This is a genomic window from Bremerella sp. JC817, assembly GCF_040718835.1.
Classification (GTDB): domain Bacteria; phylum Planctomycetota; class Planctomycetia; order Pirellulales; family Pirellulaceae; genus Bremerella.
Window position 1 is genome coordinate 282,878 of record NZ_JBFEFG010000259.1, and the last position, 17,253, is coordinate 300,130.

The window sequence follows — 17,253 nt, forward strand, 5'->3', positions numbered from 1 at the left end:
AGCCATCTATGTCAAAGGGATGAAATTCGTCCCATCCCCATGGCTACCGCGGAATTGCGACCGATGGTGACGGTTTTTCGGCAACGCGCGGCTCTTCAGCCTCTAATTCCCGGTAAATCGGCAGGTAACGGAAGTAGACTTCCAGCGAAAGAGTTGCCATGGCGGTCGAGTAGACCCGGCCTCCGTAGCCCCCCCAACGACACCTAGGGTCCCAACTTCCGCTCAAATGACCATCTTTCCGCTGCATATCCAGCAGCTTCGGTTGCAGCTTGTCGGCCCATTTTCGCCAGGCTTCGTCCTGCATCTGATACATGGCCAGCGTGCCGTAGTACCAATAATAGAGGTCGATATCGGCCTGGGCGGGCTCGTTCAGCATGACAAAGTCGGTCGCTTCTTCGATCTGCCGGGGGGAATTCTCGATCCCGAGGAAGAAGCGGCACGTCAACGCTTCGGCAGTCATCGTGGGATTGGCTTTCTCGCCAGGGCGATAGGCAGCCAAACCATGCGAAGGGCCAGCCGAGGCCTGATCGAGAAACCGCGTCATCAGTTCGCGGGTCTGCTTATCGATCTCGATGCCGGAAAGGGCGGCGCTGTGCAACGCCAAGACCTGCCAACCAAACTGGCTCATGTCTCCCTGATCGCCGGGACTATATCGCCAGCCGCCGGTACGTGGATGCTGGGCCGTTATCGTGTAAGCCAGCCCGCGATCGAGAAACGGTCGGATGCGTTCATCCTTGGTCATCGCGTACGCCTCGCTGATCGCCAGCAAGGCCATCGCGTGGCAATACATCTTGGCATACATCCCCGCCTGACCACCCAGGCAGCCGTCGTGCTGCTGATGGTTCACCAGGTACTCGAGCGCCTTCTGAACGCAGACTCGATGCTTGCCTTCCAGGTGCGTGTGTCCTTTACCGAGAAATGCCAGTGTTGCCAGGCCGGTGATTCCCATATCGGCGTTGTTGCCGGCTCCCTGACGATCGTGACCGGCGACCTTGTTTTCTTGGCCGGCACCATGCTTCACCGCATCCCAGCGGCCATCATCTTCCTGATTGGCAGCCAGCCATTCGAGCGCCGAGTTTACTGCCGGTTCGATATCCTTCGAGCCACCCATCATCTCGATCCACGCACTCGAGTCTTCCACCACGCGGGCCTGCATGATCAAGGGCAACGGTTGCGTATCCATCCGGGCCCGTGTGGTGCGGGGCAAAGGTAAGTTGCGAGCGGCCATGCGGCTGGCCCACAACTCTTGCATTTGATTTCCCTTCAGCGAAGCGAGCGTCGCATCGAGCGCGGTCGAACTTGCCCGAGCACCTTCTCCGCGAGCCATTGCTTCTAGCTGGTTAGTCGAAGCCAACAGTTGATCGCGTTCGCCTGGCAATGCATCGGCGGCTTCGGTCGAGTTAACAGGGTCGCGAAGCATCTGCAGATCGTTCGACGGATCGGTTGCCATCTCGGTCGGCTGAGGCATGCTACGAAGCTGCGGCATGGCAGACTCGATTCGCTCTAACTGTGGCATCGGTAGCGGAGCCGGCATGCTCTGGGACCGGGCAGTTGCGGAAGGCATCGCCGGTGGAGCAATCGCCTTGGCTTCCAGCGGACTGGCGTTGTTCTCTGCTTCCAGTTGCGGACCGGTGGCTGGCAACTGGCTTTCCGCGATTTGTTGCGGCGGCAACTGCGGCAGCGGCAAGTCCCACGGTCGCTGCGATTCGCTTGGTTGCGGCAACTGAGGCATTGCCGGAGCAGGGCGGTCGAGGGCCGGCATTTCGACCCGTTCGAGCGGCGTCATCAGACCTTCAACCGGAGCTGGCGACATCGCCAGTTGATCCCAAGGCTTGACTTCCTTCTGCGATTTGAAATCTTCGCTTGGCTGAAATTCGATCTGACTGAGACGAATGTTCAGCGGTGCCGAGACACCAGGCGATGGAGGTGCGAAGAGATCGGTGATCTGGGCATAGGTCATCAGCAGAAGGTGCGCGAAGATCGACAACACGACACACTTCGAGACCGGGCGAGCCTGCCCCCAGCGCGTCTGCATCAAGATCAGCAGCGACAGCGTAATGAACGCTAAGCCACCCCAAAGGATGCCCCACACGACCTGTGAGGTGGTTTGGCTCATTTCTGCAATCAGACCGAGCGAACCTCCAGGCACAGGCTACCTCCGTTCGTTCGTAAGACGAACCGAAATGGCCATTTCGGCAATCCCTGCCTGCCGGACCGTGGTCAGCACCGTGGCAACTTGTTGAAACGGAACGTCGCTATCGCCGCGTACCAGAACACCAAGATCCTGGTACTGTGCCTGCGAGGCGGAGAGTTCCGTTTTCAGATCTTCCAGACTGACGACCTGGGTTCCGAGCATCACGCGGCCATCGCGGAAGATGTTAATCACCTTCTTTTCGGGCGCGGCGGTCAAAGCCCCAAGATCGTTGACTTGCGGCACGTCGAGATCAACCGAGCGTTCCATCTCGGTGAACTTCGATCCCACCATGAAGAAAATGATCAACAAGAATAGAATGTCGATCATCGGCGTCAGGTTCAGCGCCGGAGCGTCTTCGGGGTGCGTTTTAAGCGGCATGACCTTCTCCCTGACTGGGCCTGGTTAAGCCGCTTTCGCGGTGGATCGGCTGGCACGACGCGACGCCGCTTTGCGTTTATCTTTCCAACCGTCCGATGCGATCGCATTGACCACATCCTGACTGTGGGCGTCGATCTCGAGGATCAAACGATCGACCCGTCCCGAGAAAAACAGGTACGCGATCAACGCCGGCAGAGCGACCGTCAGACCAGCCGCCGTCGTCAGCAGGGCCTGGCTGATACCGCTGGCCAGCAGTTCGCGCTGACCGGCTGCTTCGCCCTGGGCGGCAATCGCATTGAAGGCACTGATCATGCCAAGCACAGTACCAAGCAGACCCAGCAAAGGACTGATGGTGCTGATCCCGTTGAACAGTCGCAGGTATTGGCGAAGACGCGATGTGACGCGCTCGCCGGAGTCGAGAATCGCTTGCTCGACTTCAACGCAACTGCGTCCCCATTTTTTGACCGCGGCCGCGAACACTTCCGCCACGGGGCTTTGGTTCTCTTCGCACAAGGCGAGGGCCTGATCCTGGTCGAGACGACCATCTTTGACTTGTTCGATGAAGCGTTTGACGAAGGGACGCGGAATCACGCGGCCACGACGCAGGCTGATCGCTCGTTCAAAAACGAACACCATCAGAATGATCGAGCAAAGCCCGATCGGATACATCAGCAAGCCGCCATCACGAAAAACCTGCAGCAGGTTCTTCGTGGGGATCGGGTCCCCTTCGGTCAGGCTGGGCAGCGTCGGCAGTGGTGCCGGTTGCCCGGGCCCTTGAGCCCACACATCCGCGGCGAAGCAGCTCGCCACGATCAATAACAGCGCACCCCAAGCCAGAGACCGGTAAGTGATTGAGGCGCGAATCCATTCTACCCCAGAGATGGTCATTTATTTGGTCCTTGTTGTTCCTTCTACCTGAGCTTGCTGGGTGCGTTGCCGCACGACACTCAGCCGCAGTTCCGCCTCTGGGGCAAAGGGCGTCGCTTCGTAGTCAGTACGTACTTCCGTGTAGTACTGGCTCGCTTTCTCCCAGTCCTCTTGGACTTCGTGGCACTTGCCGATCTGCAATAGTGCAGCGGCTTTCCACTTCGAGAAGTTTTCGTAATGGGTAGCAACCTTCGCGTAGGCACGAATGGCTGCGTCGTAGTTCTTTTGATGGAAGTAGGTTTCGCCAATCATCCACTGAGCCATCGCAGCCGTTTCGCTTTGGCCGGCGACGTTCGACTGGCAAACCTTGTTGTAAGCCGCGCGGGCTTCCTGGAACTTGCCTTGGCGTGCGAGGCAACGTCCCATCAGGTATTCCAGTTCGTGGACCTGCGAGAACTGCGGATAGTTCTTGCCGATTTCGACGGCTCGCTCGTAAGCGAGATCCCAGTTCCCCTGATGGGCCTGGATCTGAGCCAACCGCATCTCAGCCACTGGCAATGTTTCCAGCGCACGGCCCATGTTCTCGGTCAGCATCTGCTCGAAACGCTTTTGGGCTTCGGCAAACTTTTCGCCGCGGAAACGGGCTTCGCCACCCCAGAACATCGCCATGCTATGCAATGGTTCGTCGGAGATCGAATCGGCGACTTGGTCCATCTGCGGAATTGCAGCGTCCCAGTTGCCGCTTTGCACTTCGACCTGTCCCAGCATGTAGCGACCAAACATGGCCACCTTGCTTTCGGAATTCACTTCCAACAACTTCTGCAGATACTTCCGAGCCTGGTCGAGCTTGCCTGCCTTCAGGGCCGCTTCGGCCAGACGATAAGTCGAATCTTCCCAGATGGCTCCATCCAGGAATCGCTGGTGAATCTGCTGGAACGCCTCGAGGGCTTCCTTTTCCTTCTTCTGATCAAGTCGGACCCAGGCCAATCGGTACCAAAGGTCTTCGGCAGCCAAACCAGCTGGCGGATTCTTGGCCATATCAGCCAGAATCACTTCCGCTTCACTGTCCCGGCTGAGTTGATCCAGGATGGTCGCACAACGCAAACGAGCATGGGCGGCCAGTGGATCTTTCGGATGATGTTCGGCCAACTGACGATAGCGGGTCATCGCCAAATCGACGTCGGTCGCTTCCAATTGCTGAGCTTGCTGAAACAATGCTCCGACAGCCAAAGGACTGCCAGGGTTCTTTTCCATCAGCTCGTCTAGCGTTTTGTTCGCGGCATCCGGATCGGCCGTTGCCAGTTGGCACCAGGCCAGACCGGCCAGACCTTGTTCGATGAACCGCTCTGGGTTGTCCCCTTGAGCCATCTCTTGATAAAGCGATTCGGCCCAGGCGATCTCACCCTTGCGATAGGCCGTACCGGCGATGTGCGAAACTTCGGTCAGGTAGTTGTCGACCGAGAGTCGCGAACGATCGACCTGGCTCCAGGCCTGCTTGGCATCGGCAATCCGATCGCAGTGGAGCAGGGCGTTGGTGCTTCGCAACTGGGCAATCGTGCGATGCTCGGAAGTCGAGATCTCTTCGATCGCTCCATTCAAAGCGGCAACCGTGCTGCCCCAATCTTCGTTCTGACTATGGATCATCCCCAGCAGCATCAGCGACATACCACGGTAATTTCCATGACGGTCGGCGGCCGTGTCGACGATCAACTGTTTCGCTTCTTCGGTCTGTTTCAAAGCGAACAGCGAAACCGCTTTCAGGTAGACGTAGCGATCGGCCTGACTTGCTTCGCCGTCGAGCTCTGGGAAGGTCACTGCCAGCACCTGAAGTGCCTTTTCGTGTTGATCCTTTTGCTGCAAAGCGGAGACGAGAGCCAATTGAGCTCGAACCGTCATCTCGGTAGCTGGCGTGCACTTGGCCAAGCGATTCCAAGTCTTTTCGGCCTGATCCAGGTTATCCTGCTGCAGGCGAATATTGAGAAGTTGATAGAGTGCTTCGTCGGTCCAGGTCGAATTCGGCCAGGTTTGCAGTTGATCTTCCAGTACGGCAACGGCCTGGCTGGCGTTGCCTTGCTCGATGGCAATCTTCGCGATCAGGTAGTGGATTTCGTCCTGGAAGTCAGGCAGTGCCTGGGTGGTCTTGAGCGAGGTCAAGCGATCCAAAGCATTCGGCCAGTCACGCACCTGATAGTAAGTCTTGGCAATCCAGAAGCTGGTTTGATCATTCAGCTTGGGATCTTGCGTTGCCGCCAACTCGAAACGAGCCACGGCGCGGCGGTAGCTGCCCGCCTTGAATTCCGCGATACCGGCTTCGAGTGCGATCGAACCGGCCGGGTACTTGCCTGGTAGTTCTTTCAGGTCGATCAGCAACTGTTCGTAAGTGAGGCCGGCTTCCTTCCAGCGATTCGATTCGCCGTAGGCCCGAGCCAACCCAAGTCGCGATTCCGCCGTAGTGGCAGGCGACGCGGCCAGCTTGACTGACTTGTTGTACATCAATACCGCTTCGTCCCAGTTCTTCTGCTTAGCAGCGATCTCGGCGAGGTACGGATAGATGTGGGGAGTCAGCTTGCTCCCTTTATGTTTCGATTGGAAGATCTCGAAAGCGTTCTTCGCGGCATCCAACTGATTGTTCAACGCATAGCACTCGGCCACGCGGAACTCGGCATGCTCGGCGAAGCTATGTCCAGGAGCCTTACTCAAGAAGAGCGTGTAGGCCCGCAACGCTTCGTCGGGGCGATTCAACTGAATCAGCGACTCGCCACGATAGAAGTGAATCAGTCCGACACGTTCGTGATCGGGATGATCCACCAGGAACCGGTCGAACGAATCGACCGCCTCGCGCCAATCGCCTCGCGAATAGTGAAACGACCCCACACGATACTGCTCGGCAGCATCTTCGGCGAAGGCCATAGGACTCCACGTCGCAGCGAGGGCGACAACGGTAATCAGCAAATACTTATGAAAAGGGGGTTTCATTCCTTGAACCCGTGCGGCAGTCTCGATCCTTGAGAACTGAATGCTAGTGTTGCGGCGAATCATATCCGCAAGCGTCGCCTCAGGTGAATAGCGGTCCCCAACCAAGAACGGGACCCAACCTGTATCCTTGTTAAAAATCGACCTGCCTGAACACCGGAGTTTACCTGAATTGCCCGGCGGATCTTCGATTTCAGAGATCACCGTGAAAACCGAAGCTACCGCTAGCGAACGATTGTGAAATCACCCCGCTCACAGGACGTAATCTGCCAGCACATTAGATTCTCGATTGATGATCTGGGCGTGCTCAGTGACAGCATAAAAAAAGCAGCCCATGGAATTCACCACAGGCTGCTTCGCTGGAGAGCTTGGTTTGCTGGCAAGCTTATTTCGCTGGCAGCTCTTTGATTCGCAGGTTCTTGAACTCGACTTTGTCGCCATGTCCCAGGAAACCGATGTGGCCGGTTTCGCGATCCAGACCTGGATGCTTCTGGCCATCGAGGGTTGGCTTGCTGCGGATTTCGTCGAGATCGACGTCGAGGATTGTGGTTCCGTTCAGCACGACGGTGATTTGGTTGCCGTCGACAGTCACTTCTTGCTGGTTCCATTCACCGATCGGCTTCTGGAAACCACGCTTGGCCGGAGCCAAACCATAGAGCGAACCATGATACTGGTAAGGGGCCAGCTTTTCGTAGATCTTCGCTTTGTTGTCGAGGATCTGCAGCTCGAATCCGGCGTAGGCAGCGTTGCCTTCCAGCGGAGCACGGATGCCCAGACCATTGTTGGCACCTTCGGGAAGTTTGAAATCAAACCGCAGGACGAAGTTCGGGTATTCCTTCTCGGTGTAAATGTTGCCACCGCCCGCGGTCGGATCGCAAACGATCGCACCATCTTCGACTTTATAGCCAGCCGTGTTACCGACCCAGCCATCGAAGTTCTTACCGTTGAAGATCGAAACGAAGCCCTCTTCGGTTTCCGCGGCCGAGGTCAGCGAGGCAGGCAGGGCGACCATCAGGCCCAGAACAAGGGAAGCCAACAGTTTTCGCATAGTGTGGTTCTCGTCAGAAGTGTGAGATTGGAAGGCAGGATCAGAATGCCTTCTTATTCTGCACGAGATATCAGGTGCCGTCAAAGTAGTTCGTGCCCTCATTTTTAACCTTTACGACTTCGTTTTCGCTAACACATCAGCCCCATGCGCAGCGGCTCGTCAGACGAAGGAGGTGATTTGACACGAATAAAAGCGATGCGATCCGCCTAGTCGGCGCGGGATCGTCGCCAGGCACTTGGCGTGACATCGCGCATCTTGCGGAAAGCGCGGTAGAAGGTCGAGAGTTCAGCAAAGCCACACTCGAACGCGATCGAAGTGATCGGCCGATCGGTCGTTTCGAGCAGCTTACAGGCATGCTCGACACGAAGTTCCTGAACGTAGTTCAACCAGGTCTGCCCGGTCACGCCACGAAACAACTGCGTAAATCGCCGCCGCGGAATACCAACGCTGCTTGATGCTTCGTCGATTGTCGTGGCTTCAAAGAAGTGCGTGTCGAGGTGGCGGATGTACGCAACCATTTCGTCGACGCCCGGCTCTTGCGACAGATCGGACAGCCCTTCGGTCTTCTCAACGCGATGGTTGGCGATCAGCGAGAGGATCTCCAGGCCGTTGGAAACCATGGCCAGCGGAGTCAGCGGGCTGTTCTGTAATTGCTGATACAACAAACGGCGAAGGCGGCGTTCGATCCGCTGAGCAAAGTGAGCCTGTCGCGGGAGCAGCCCCAAGGGCAGGGCCGAGATGGCCTGAGAATCGAACGTCAACAACGATCGATGCACACACAGGACATAGCAAGAGATCGGCGAATTTGGCGAATCCTCGATCCGGTTCTTTCGCCCAGGCAGCACCACCACCATATCACGGGGGCTTACCTCGTAGCGATCTTCGCCAACGTGAACCGACCCACTTCCGGAAATGACATACAGCACCTTCACGAAGTCATGGACCCGAAACTCCATTTCGAAGTCAGGACCGTGATGACTTTCCAGGATCAGCACACCCCACGACGGCAGGGTCTCATCCAGAGGGCGATTTGTCAATGAAGGGGTCAAATTCAGCATGGGCCCTAAATGGCTCGATGGGGAGTAAGTTTCCCTAACCTGTTTCAAATCGGGATTACTATAACCCAGATTAGGCGACAGATGAAACATCGAGGAAACGTTTTCCGGAAGATTAATCGCCCCTGTTTACGAAAAAAGCGTCGCATCCGCGGGGGATACGACGCTCTTTTGGGGATCAGATTCCGACCGGGCCTGAACTACAGGGCCATTTGGGTCGGACCAACCGGGCCTGGCAGGTCTTCTTGGACGTTGCCAACTCGGTGGAGGTGGTTATGGTCGATGTAGATGACCTCTTGGGTGTCCTCGTCACGCAGGGTGTGAGGGAAAGGCCAGCCCACTCGGACGATTTCGGTGTAGTAAATCGTGCACTTGTAGTGAGCGTGGTGCAGTTGAACGGGACCAACCAGCGGCATCACACGTGGAGGATCGACGTAGTCGGCGATCTTTTCCTTCTTGATGCGGACGTTGTTCCGCTGCACTTCATGCAGGAACGGCAGGCCACCCTGAACCGGGCGAGCACGTTCCAAGGCACGCATCACTTCGTCGTCGCTTGGCGGATCGAGTGCCACATGCGGAGCACCAGGCGGAATCGCTGGCAGAACCGGGGCACGATCGTATCGCTCGTGATCGTGAAACTCGTCTTCCTTCTGCTTCATATGGTAAGGAGAGACGGGAATAGGAAACAGCAGCGGGCCAAGATACGGACCCTGGGTCGTGCAACCAGTGCTGCTCACGGCGGCCAACCCGACACCCAAGATTAAGCTGAGCTTCAGAATGCTTCGTTTCATCGTTTTCCTCAATGCCTTCCAGGGCGATTTAGGGCTGGGCCCCTATGAATCCGACCCACCGGACAACCACTTCCTCCATGAAGTGGGCGCTTATCTGTACTTAGTTATCGTGTGAAGCTGTAACAAACTTGCGGCTTTTTCCGGCTGGCCCGAAATTTCTAGCAATGACACCGCTAGCTTGCCTTGCTCCACCTGCTATCCATACCGCTGGGCGGCCTGGGCGAGCCTCTGGCAGCTGGCGCCCAGGCAACAAAAAAGCCTCCGCCGAGTCGCGAAGGCTTTTGAGGGGATCGGATGTGCCAAGGCTTGCCCGCAGTCACGAGCGAGCTCTGGCCTCTCTTCTTTAGAAGGAGTTGTGACGGCGGGCCTTGAAGTCCAGCGTCCACCAGCCATCTTTCCATTCCATTTCGACCTTACGCCATCCCAGTGGGACTTGTGGGTAAGGATAGAATGGGCCGATGTATGGCCAAGCCTGTGGCGAGTACTGACGTGGGTAGGTCACCGCGGCGTAGTTCGGATGAGCCGCATAAGCTGGCCATGCGTAGCCAGGCATACGTGGGTGATCGTAGCGAACTGGGCGGTAGTAACCACCGTAGCCGTACTGGGCTGGGTAGTAAGCTGGAGGAGCGACCATTGGCTGCTGGGCAGCGTTCATGTTCGCGTTCATCGCAGCGGCGTTGTTGTTGTTCGCGGCAACCTGGTAAGCAGGTGCAGCAGCCGGCATCGGACGTGGCTGAGCAGCCGGAACTGGCTTCAACTGACGCAGTGGAGCGGCAGGGGTTGGTTCGCCAATCATCGCCGATTGATCGGCACTTGGGCGTTCGGCACTCGCAGGCATGATCGGCGAGAAGCTGAAATCGCCCTGTGGTTCCAGGCTAACTTCTTCCAGCACCTGCGGAACCGCAGGAACCTGCTGAGCGTAAGCTTCTTCGATCACTGGCTGCGTGGCAGGTTCCAGCGAAGGAGCACGCTTCGGAGCTGGCTGGGTGATATCGCCAGCCGCCAGTTCGCGAGGCGTCGTAACTGGGCCAGCCAGTTCTGGACCGCCAGCGGTGCCTTCGATCCGGATGCCATCGACGACGCGGGCAACACCCGAGACGCGACGAGCAACGTCGATCGCCATGTCGTGCTGTTCTGGGCTGGAAACATGTCCTTCCAGCAGCACCACACCCTCTTCGACTCGCAGACCAATATTAAAGCCCTTCAGGCTTCCTTCGGCTTTCTTGGCTTGCAACTGCTTCACAATGGACTGGGCAATTTCGGTATCGCCACCCATCGCGATCGCAGGCACAGCCATAAAGGCAGCCATGATCGCCAAATGCATTAGACGTGACATCGTCCCCCCTCCTAGGAAATTCATCTTCACGCGTTGATTGCTGTAAACCCGGTCGTTCTCGGTTTTGCTACGGGAAGCAGGAGAAGCCGGAATCGCTTTTCAATCGAACGGTATCTGCCAGTAATGACGCAGACACCGATCACAACGGTTCTGCCTTCCCTTCATTCGGCTAACGATTGGTCTTAAAGGCAGTGTTTTTTCGATTTTGCCAGTTAAAACGGCCGAAACTCGCCGCCGAATCTTACGTAACCGGAACAACCGGCGCATTAAAAAAGCCCTCGCAAACCAGGGCGAGGGCTTTGATATTTTTGGATCGAAGCTTAGTGATGCTTCGCCTTCTTTTTCGACATGAAGTCGAGGTACCAGTAGCCGTCGTCCCATTCCAGGGCGACCTTCTTCCAGCCTGGCGGGATCTGTGGGTACGGGTAGTAAGAACCCGTGTACGGCCACACAGCCGGAGCCTGTTGAGGCGGATAGTTCATCGCACCGAAGTTAGGATTGCCGCCGTAATTTGGGTAGGCGTATCCCGGCAGGTTCGACTGCTGATGGTGCTGGAACATGCCATGGTGACCTTGCCCAGGAGGGCAATAAGCCTGGCCGTAGCCTTGTGGCATGGCAGCTTCGTGGTTCACCAGAACCGATTGGCCAGCGGCTTGCGGCATCATCGCCTGCTGCTGCATGGCTTGTTGCTGCATGGCTTGTTGCTGCATCGCCTGCTGTTGCATGACGTACTGAGGCATCGGCATGCCTTCTTGCGACATGGCCGTCGCGGGCAATGCGAAGGCACCCAGCACCAACGCGAATTGAAGGACCGACAAACGCATCGCATTCTCCCGATAGTGCGCGGCATAAGTTGCGCGAAACCGAGCGTCTCAGGGCACACTTGCTGGCCATCGAAACCAGCCAATCACCACCGCTCGGGTCATAGACATAAATTGACCTAGAGGGTGTTTCGGCAAAAAGAAGCTGCCGAAAGAAGGAAATTTTCCAATTCTGCCAGTCGTACCGCAAATTCCGGCCGAGCGGCCAACAACACCTGGTTAGATCGGCGGGGAAGGGGAGGCCAAGACGCTGTCACGCACAAGCACGCTAGCAGAGAAGGCAGCCAACCGAAGAATCCCGCGAACAAGCAGTACCGCAACTAAACAAGGCCAGAGGAGGCCTGAATCCAAGCTCATCACCAGAAAGCAGGTCACAGACGCGACCTGCTTTCTGGTGATCGTATCATTCGCTTGGTGACGTAGAAGCCAAGAGCCTCGCTTTAGCGGCTCTTCGCCTCTTTCAAATCGAACGAGAGGTCGTTCATACCGTCTGTTACTTCGACGGTCGTCGGCCAGCTATAGCGTTTGGGAATCGCAGGCATGGCGGTTCTGCTGACCTTATTCGGAGCCATGCCTTCCTGTCTTTGCGGAACCGACATCGACATGATATTGATCTGGACATCGTGCGAACCGACGACAGCACCTGGAATCGAGTCACTGTATTTCAAAACGTAGTGACCGTTCGAGTCGGTCGAGCCGTAGGAAGGACGGCCATCGGCAGGGAAAAACGTCACCTTGGCATTACTTACCGGCTTGCCGTTATCCAGAACCGTCCCTTCTACCTGGCCAACCTTGGGACCAGCTGGCCCGAAGCAACCCACCGCAGAAACCAAGATGGTAACGCCCAAGAGAGCAATTGCCGGACGAAATTTGGCATTCATCGTTTAGACACCAGAGAAACAGAATTGAAACGAACTCGCAATTTCGCTGGCCAGGATTCGGGACCAACGCTAGCGAAACGCAAAGAAAGAAAGAGCCGCGAGAAACCGGAAAGGGGTGCCTGGCCATCGATCAGACCAGGCCCCCTGAACCACGATTACTCGTTATTGGTGACGTTGCCATCGGCTCGGTCCATCAGCGCCGTGTAGGTGCGGAAGCCGATCGTTTCCGGAATAAAGCGAACCGAACCATCGGTCATCGCGAATTGGGCACCACCGGGGTGAGCGGATCGAAAAGCAGTGTTCACCCACGACTCGGTATTGTCGAACCAGCCACCGGTGCCCCACCATTCGTCTCCCTTATGGTTAATCGGGAATTCGGTGACGACGTGATTCGAGATCCCAACATCTGGCGTACCAGAACCGCACGACCACAGGCCACCTGAAACGCGCGAAGCACGCGAATCCTTGTGGTCGTTCCAAGGATTTTCATGGAAGTCCCCCTGTTCGCCGAGCATGACGGTGTTCGAGGTACCGTCAGTCACGTCCTTGAAACCGATCGTTCCGCCTGGGAAGGCTGGAACTGGGTAGTCCCGATACTGCATGGTGATCACACCGTTCTGGCAGTTGTGGCCGGATCGAGCCCAGAAAGATTCGGGATGTGGATCGAGCGTACCACCAACGTACGTGGTTCCCCCGTTTCCGACGTAGTCGGTCACCTGAATCGGAATTTCAGCAGGCGAACCGAGCGACTGGGTACCACCGCTCACGGGCCAGGTCAGTTCGTTTGGCAGCGGGCTCGATGGGCAATTAAAGACGGGGGCCCGCATATTCATGGCAACCTGCCAATGCTTTCCTGGGGCAGCCCAACTGGCGTTCACGAAGTCGAACGATGAGTTGACCATTGGGGCACCATCGTAGGCCGTCTTCAGTTCCAGGCCTGGCATGATGCGAACGAGCCACGAAGCCTTGCGTCCCCAACCTTCGGCAGTCAAGTCTTCGCCGAAACCGGAAGGTGGCAACTTGTTGGAGATATCGTGATAAATATGACAAGCCAATGCCATCTGCTTCAGGTTATTGCTGCAAGACATACGTCGAGCCGCCTCACGAGCCTGTTGAACGGCAGGCAAGAGGAGGGCGATCAGCGTACCGATGATGGCGATCACCACCAGCAATTCCACGAGGGTGAAACCGCGACGATTTCGCCCATGGCAGTCGATAGAAACAAACATGACAGACTTTCTCCCAGGACATCCGATGGATGAAGAATGAATAAATGGACACCTCGCGCACGAGGCTTCAATGCATGATGGGGAAAGAACTTAGCGATGCGTCAGACGATGGGGCGTCGTCAGTCAACGTTCGTAATTTTGCATGAAAAATTGAAGTTCGTCTTGAATGAAATCAACTTGACATATGCAGAATTAATACAAATTCGCACCTACTGACGAACACGTTTACCGAGAACCTGTAGATCAGGCACGACTAAAGAGGACTGGATCAACCGACGACATTTCACCACTCATTAAGGGAAAGAAAGGCACATGGCGAACCCAGATCGAGAGTAACGCAGCGAGTTTTTACGCTGCGCGAAAGACGATGACAGGGACAAGATTGTGATGCTGAAACAACACAATTGGAGCCAAGAGAGCCCCCTCAAATGAACCAGTATTGTAGAAATATGCACACCGGCCGATGCAACGATCGCGACAGCTTAGATATGTCGCGTCGGGCGATGTGGACCTGGCTCGAAGACGCAAATGACCGCGAGAATGACAAACACAATGCTTCCCGCCAACCAGAAGCCGGAGCCGCTGGTGATCTCGTGCACTAAGTGAACCGTCAGCACGACGAAGCTGGTCACGGAAGCAACCTGGGCCAATTGCTGATTAGCAGTATCCCTGGCAAAACGAACCCAGATAACGCTCAGGATCGCACATGCGTATAGAATCGCAGCAAACCACCAAACCTGTAGTGGAATATGAAAGGGAAACATCCAGGGTCCAATCGTTGGAGCTATTTTTCGAATTCATTTCGAGAAGGCCAAGTTTTACTAAAGTCGACCCATTTCCCAAATACGAATTCGACAAGCTGGCATCCACAAAAAAAGGCACGTCCCGAACCACGAGACGTGCCCTGTGTTATCTATCGACATTCGTCGTTGAAAACTATTTGATCAACTTGCCGAGCTCGGTATCCAACTGCGAAATATGTAGGCTACGACTAACGACCTTACCGTCAGGACCAATCAAGATCATCGTTGGCAAAGTCAGCACGCCCATCTCCAAAGCGTAGCGGCTATCGAGGCCACCTTCTTCGTACAGTTGCGGCCACGGCAAACGATTGGCAGTGAGGAACTGCTTCAGTTCGTCTTCCGACGAATCGAGGCTGACACCAACCAACTGGAAGCCACGAGCACCATACTTGGCCTGCATCTGACGCATGATGGCCATGTCGTCTTTGCAAGGCTCGCACCAGGTAGCCCAGTAGTGAACCAGAACCGGGCGGCCCTTGAAGGCGGACGAATCGAGGGCTTTACCATCCATTGTCTTGCCACGAATCGCGAATGGCTGCCCCACGGCATCCAGACGGCGGATCGCACCGTTGGCCTTATCGGCCAGGGCAGTGCCAGAGAACTCGCCACGAATTCGACCAAACCATTTCTTGGCATCGTCTTCTTCGCCTGCGAACTCGTGAGCGATTGCCAACTGCATCATCGCCTCAGCAGCTTCCGGGCTCTTAGGATAGGTTTCGATGAACCCTTCCAGCTTTTCGAGCCAGGCATCCTGAATCTTGGCGTAGTCTGCCTTCGGATCCTGGAACTGCAGCGCGTATTCCGCCGACATCTCACGGAAGCGGACATAAGCAGCCAGTTCCGTCTTTGGAGCGCGAGCTTCGACCTGATTGGCCAGCGATTGAAGCTGGTCGAGACCCTGGGTCAGTTCGCCGGTCTGAATCCCGCCACTTAGAGCGTCTGCTAACTGCTTGATCCAATTCTCTCGCATTTCGTCGTCGTTGGCGGCTGCGATCACCTTCTTAATCACTTCCACACGCTGCAATGCGATCTGCTCGCGCTGCTCAGGCGTCGCGGCTTGACCCATCTTTTGATCGAGGGTTTCCAGCGAGTTCAGGATCTCCTGCATTTCGGCACCCATGCCCATGCCACCCTGACCAGCCGCCGGCGAACCGCTGTAACTGACCGAGAAGAAGTAGCCCTGAGTATTGGCAGCCACGTCGCCATTGCCACCGGTATAGACCGGCGAACCGATCAGACGCCAGGCATCACCAACGCGAACCAGCGTGCCAAGTTCGACCTGACCATGCTCGCCACCACTTTCCAGGACGGCGATCGCGTTTTCATAGACAACCAGATCCTGGGTGACGCCTTCGGCACCCGCAGGAACGACACCGGGACGCGTGGCCCCGAAGTGCACCCACTTGGTTCCCTTACCAATGGCCTTTTGCTGACGAACCCAGGCCGAAAACTCCTGGACGCCGTTTTGAACCTTCTTAGTTACGTCTTGAGCCCGGGCACCGGTCAGCCCCAGCGACTTCAATTCCGAGTCACTGGGCAGTAAGGCGGCGAAACGATCGGCATCGCCTGCCTTGGCCGCTTCGACCAGTTCCGCCGAGACTTCTTCGGCCGAAATCATCTTCCACTGGTCCACGACGCCATCTTCGTCTTTATCCAAACCCCAGCGGGTTCCAGCCATGCCCAACCAGCGATACTGGTCTGCTTTGCCGTTGAAGTCGGTATCGATGTCGCGATAGACCTCGACGCCGTCCTTATAGTACGACCAGAGATCGACCTTCTTATCGTTATTGGTATCGAGGAAGACCCGCAGCCGCTCGCCACTTGGCCCAGTCACGACCCAACCGGTCGCTTCACCCACCTTTTCCGCGGCAATATTGCACTTCGGAATCTCGTTGGGCTCAGGCCGTTGAAAGTCGACATTCGCTTGAATGGGCTGCAACGCCAAGGCCTGCTCAGCGGAAGGTCCGGCCGCGACAGCCGAAGAAGAGCAAACCATGCCTACGCCCAGGGCCATCGCCCATCGAGCCTTGTGACTCATCATTCCATACTTCCTTGTCTCTAAATGCCGCAAATGCTTTTGACAGCAACTGTTCATTGCTTGCGATAGCTGCAGGCAATTATCCATAAAACAGCCGGGGGAATCACCATCAGTTTTTTCGGCATCTCGCAGGTGCTTTAGCCTGAACTTTTAGGCGGATTACACCTCTATAGCAGTGAAGTTTCGGTCATTTCTAATCGCAATTTCGCGCAAGTGGCACGAAAATGACAAACCCCCGTTTGACAGACGCTTGGGGCTCGATAGAATTTGCTACTTCCCGTTGAGGCACTGTCCTCAACAGGGGGCATATAGCTCAGTTGGTTAGAGCGCGTCGCTGATAACGACGAGGTCCCAAGTTCGAATCTTGGTATGCCCACTAGCCTGACTTAGAAAAGTCTTCTAAGATAGGCGACCCGAGTTTAGGGGCTGTAGCTCAGCTGGGAGAGCATCTGCTTTGCAAGCAGAGGGTCGCAGGTTCGATCCCTGTCAGCTCCACTTTCGAGGCCAATAATCCAAGCGATTTGCGGCCTCGAAAAAATCTCTCGAAAGTTTTTCGAGGGGCCCTTTACAAAGCAAACTTGCTGAGTAAACTTTGGCACTTCCCCACTGGGAAACACTTTAACTGACCGCAATGAAACGGAGACCTTTGAGCTCCTTTTCATTCCGCTCAGCGGAAGACGACCAGGCTTAGCCGAGTCGAAAACGATCTTTGACAATTTGGTTGGTAGATGGCATTTTGCGTGACGAAGCGATGCCGGGTTTGAGGTTTTTGACCTTGAGCCAGACAAGACTTCGTTGCGGCATAAACGATGCAATTTCATAGAGTTATATGGTTATTA

General features: G+C 56.1%; 13 protein-coding genes and 2 tRNA genes. 2 read left to right on the plus strand and 13 right to left on the minus strand.

Translation table 11 applies throughout. The features are described from left to right. Positions 1 to 43: 43 nt before the first annotated feature. The 13 genes from AB1L30_RS06280 to AB1L30_RS06340 form a co-directional block, all read right to left on the minus strand. Complete coding sequence (locus AB1L30_RS06280; RefSeq protein ID WP_367012579.1) at positions 44 to 2,116, minus strand: hypothetical protein; 2,073 nt, start codon at positions 2,114 to 2,116, stop codon at positions 44 to 46. Between the two features lie 36 nt (positions 2,117 to 2,152). Beyond that, entirely contained in the window at positions 2,153 to 2,572 is a 420-nt protein-coding gene (locus tag AB1L30_RS06285) for a biopolymer transporter ExbD (RefSeq protein ID WP_367012580.1), read from the minus strand. A 24-nt stretch (positions 2,573 to 2,596) separates the two neighbouring features. Next, entirely contained in the window at positions 2,597 to 3,460 is an 864-nt protein-coding gene (locus tag AB1L30_RS06290; RefSeq protein WP_367012581.1) for a MotA/TolQ/ExbB proton channel family protein, read from the minus strand. Next, the gene (locus tag AB1L30_RS06295; RefSeq protein WP_367012582.1) at positions 3,461 to 6,415 is read right to left on the minus strand and encodes a tetratricopeptide repeat protein; all 2,955 of its coding nucleotides are present in this window, start codon (positions 6,413 to 6,415) and stop codon (positions 3,461 to 3,463) included. Between the two features lie 382 nt (positions 6,416 to 6,797). Then, positions 6,798 to 7,460 (minus strand): DUF1080 domain-containing protein, encoded by a 663-nt coding sequence (locus tag AB1L30_RS06300; protein WP_367012583.1) that lies wholly within the window; start codon positions 7,458 to 7,460, stop codon positions 6,798 to 6,800. 206 nt (positions 7,461 to 7,666) lie between these two features. Beyond that, on the minus strand, positions 7,667 to 8,497 hold the full coding sequence (locus AB1L30_RS06305) for an AraC family transcriptional regulator (protein WP_367012584.1): 831 nt from the start codon (positions 8,495 to 8,497) through the stop codon (positions 7,667 to 7,669). A 218-nt stretch (positions 8,498 to 8,715) separates the two neighbouring features. Next, positions 8,716 to 9,306 carry a hypothetical protein gene (locus AB1L30_RS06310; RefSeq protein ID WP_367012585.1) on the minus strand — a complete coding sequence of 197 codons (591 nt, stop codon included), beginning with the start codon at positions 9,304 to 9,306 and terminating at the stop codon, positions 8,716 to 8,718. Positions 9,307 to 9,649: 343 nt separating this feature from the next. Continuing rightward, positions 9,650 to 10,642, minus strand: a complete 993-nt coding sequence (locus AB1L30_RS06315) for a BON domain-containing protein (RefSeq protein WP_367012586.1) — start codon at positions 10,640 to 10,642, stop codon at positions 9,650 to 9,652. 320 nt (positions 10,643 to 10,962) lie between these two features. Next, positions 10,963 to 11,466: a hypothetical protein gene (locus AB1L30_RS06320; protein ID WP_367012587.1), complete on the minus strand. Its 504-nt coding sequence runs from the start codon at positions 11,464 to 11,466 to the stop codon at positions 10,963 to 10,965. Positions 11,467 to 11,903: 437 nt separating this feature from the next. After that, positions 11,904 to 12,344, minus strand: coding sequence for a carboxypeptidase-like regulatory domain-containing protein (locus AB1L30_RS06325; RefSeq protein WP_367012588.1), 441 nt, complete (start codon positions 12,342 to 12,344; stop codon positions 11,904 to 11,906). Positions 12,345 to 12,499: 155 nt separating this feature from the next. Next, positions 12,500 to 13,573: a DUF1559 domain-containing protein gene (locus tag AB1L30_RS06330; protein WP_367012589.1), complete on the minus strand. Its 1,074-nt coding sequence runs from the start codon at positions 13,571 to 13,573 to the stop codon at positions 12,500 to 12,502. Positions 13,574 to 14,055: 482 nt separating this feature from the next. Next, entirely contained in the window at positions 14,056 to 14,337 is a 282-nt protein-coding gene (locus tag AB1L30_RS06335) for a hypothetical protein (RefSeq protein WP_345095870.1), read from the minus strand. A 172-nt stretch (positions 14,338 to 14,509) separates the two neighbouring features. After that, positions 14,510 to 16,417, minus strand: coding sequence for a redoxin domain-containing protein (locus AB1L30_RS06340; RefSeq protein ID WP_367012590.1), 1,908 nt, complete (start codon positions 16,415 to 16,417; stop codon positions 14,510 to 14,512). 299 nt (positions 16,418 to 16,716) lie between these two features. Between AB1L30_RS06340 and AB1L30_RS06345 the strand changes: the two genes are divergently transcribed. Both AB1L30_RS06345 and AB1L30_RS06350 read left to right on the plus strand, forming a co-directional pair. Further along, positions 16,717 to 16,790 (plus strand) — tRNA-Ile (locus AB1L30_RS06345). 46 nt (positions 16,791 to 16,836) lie between these two features. Then, positions 16,837 to 16,909 (plus strand) — tRNA-Ala (locus AB1L30_RS06350). Positions 16,910 to 17,253: the final 344 nt, after the last annotated feature.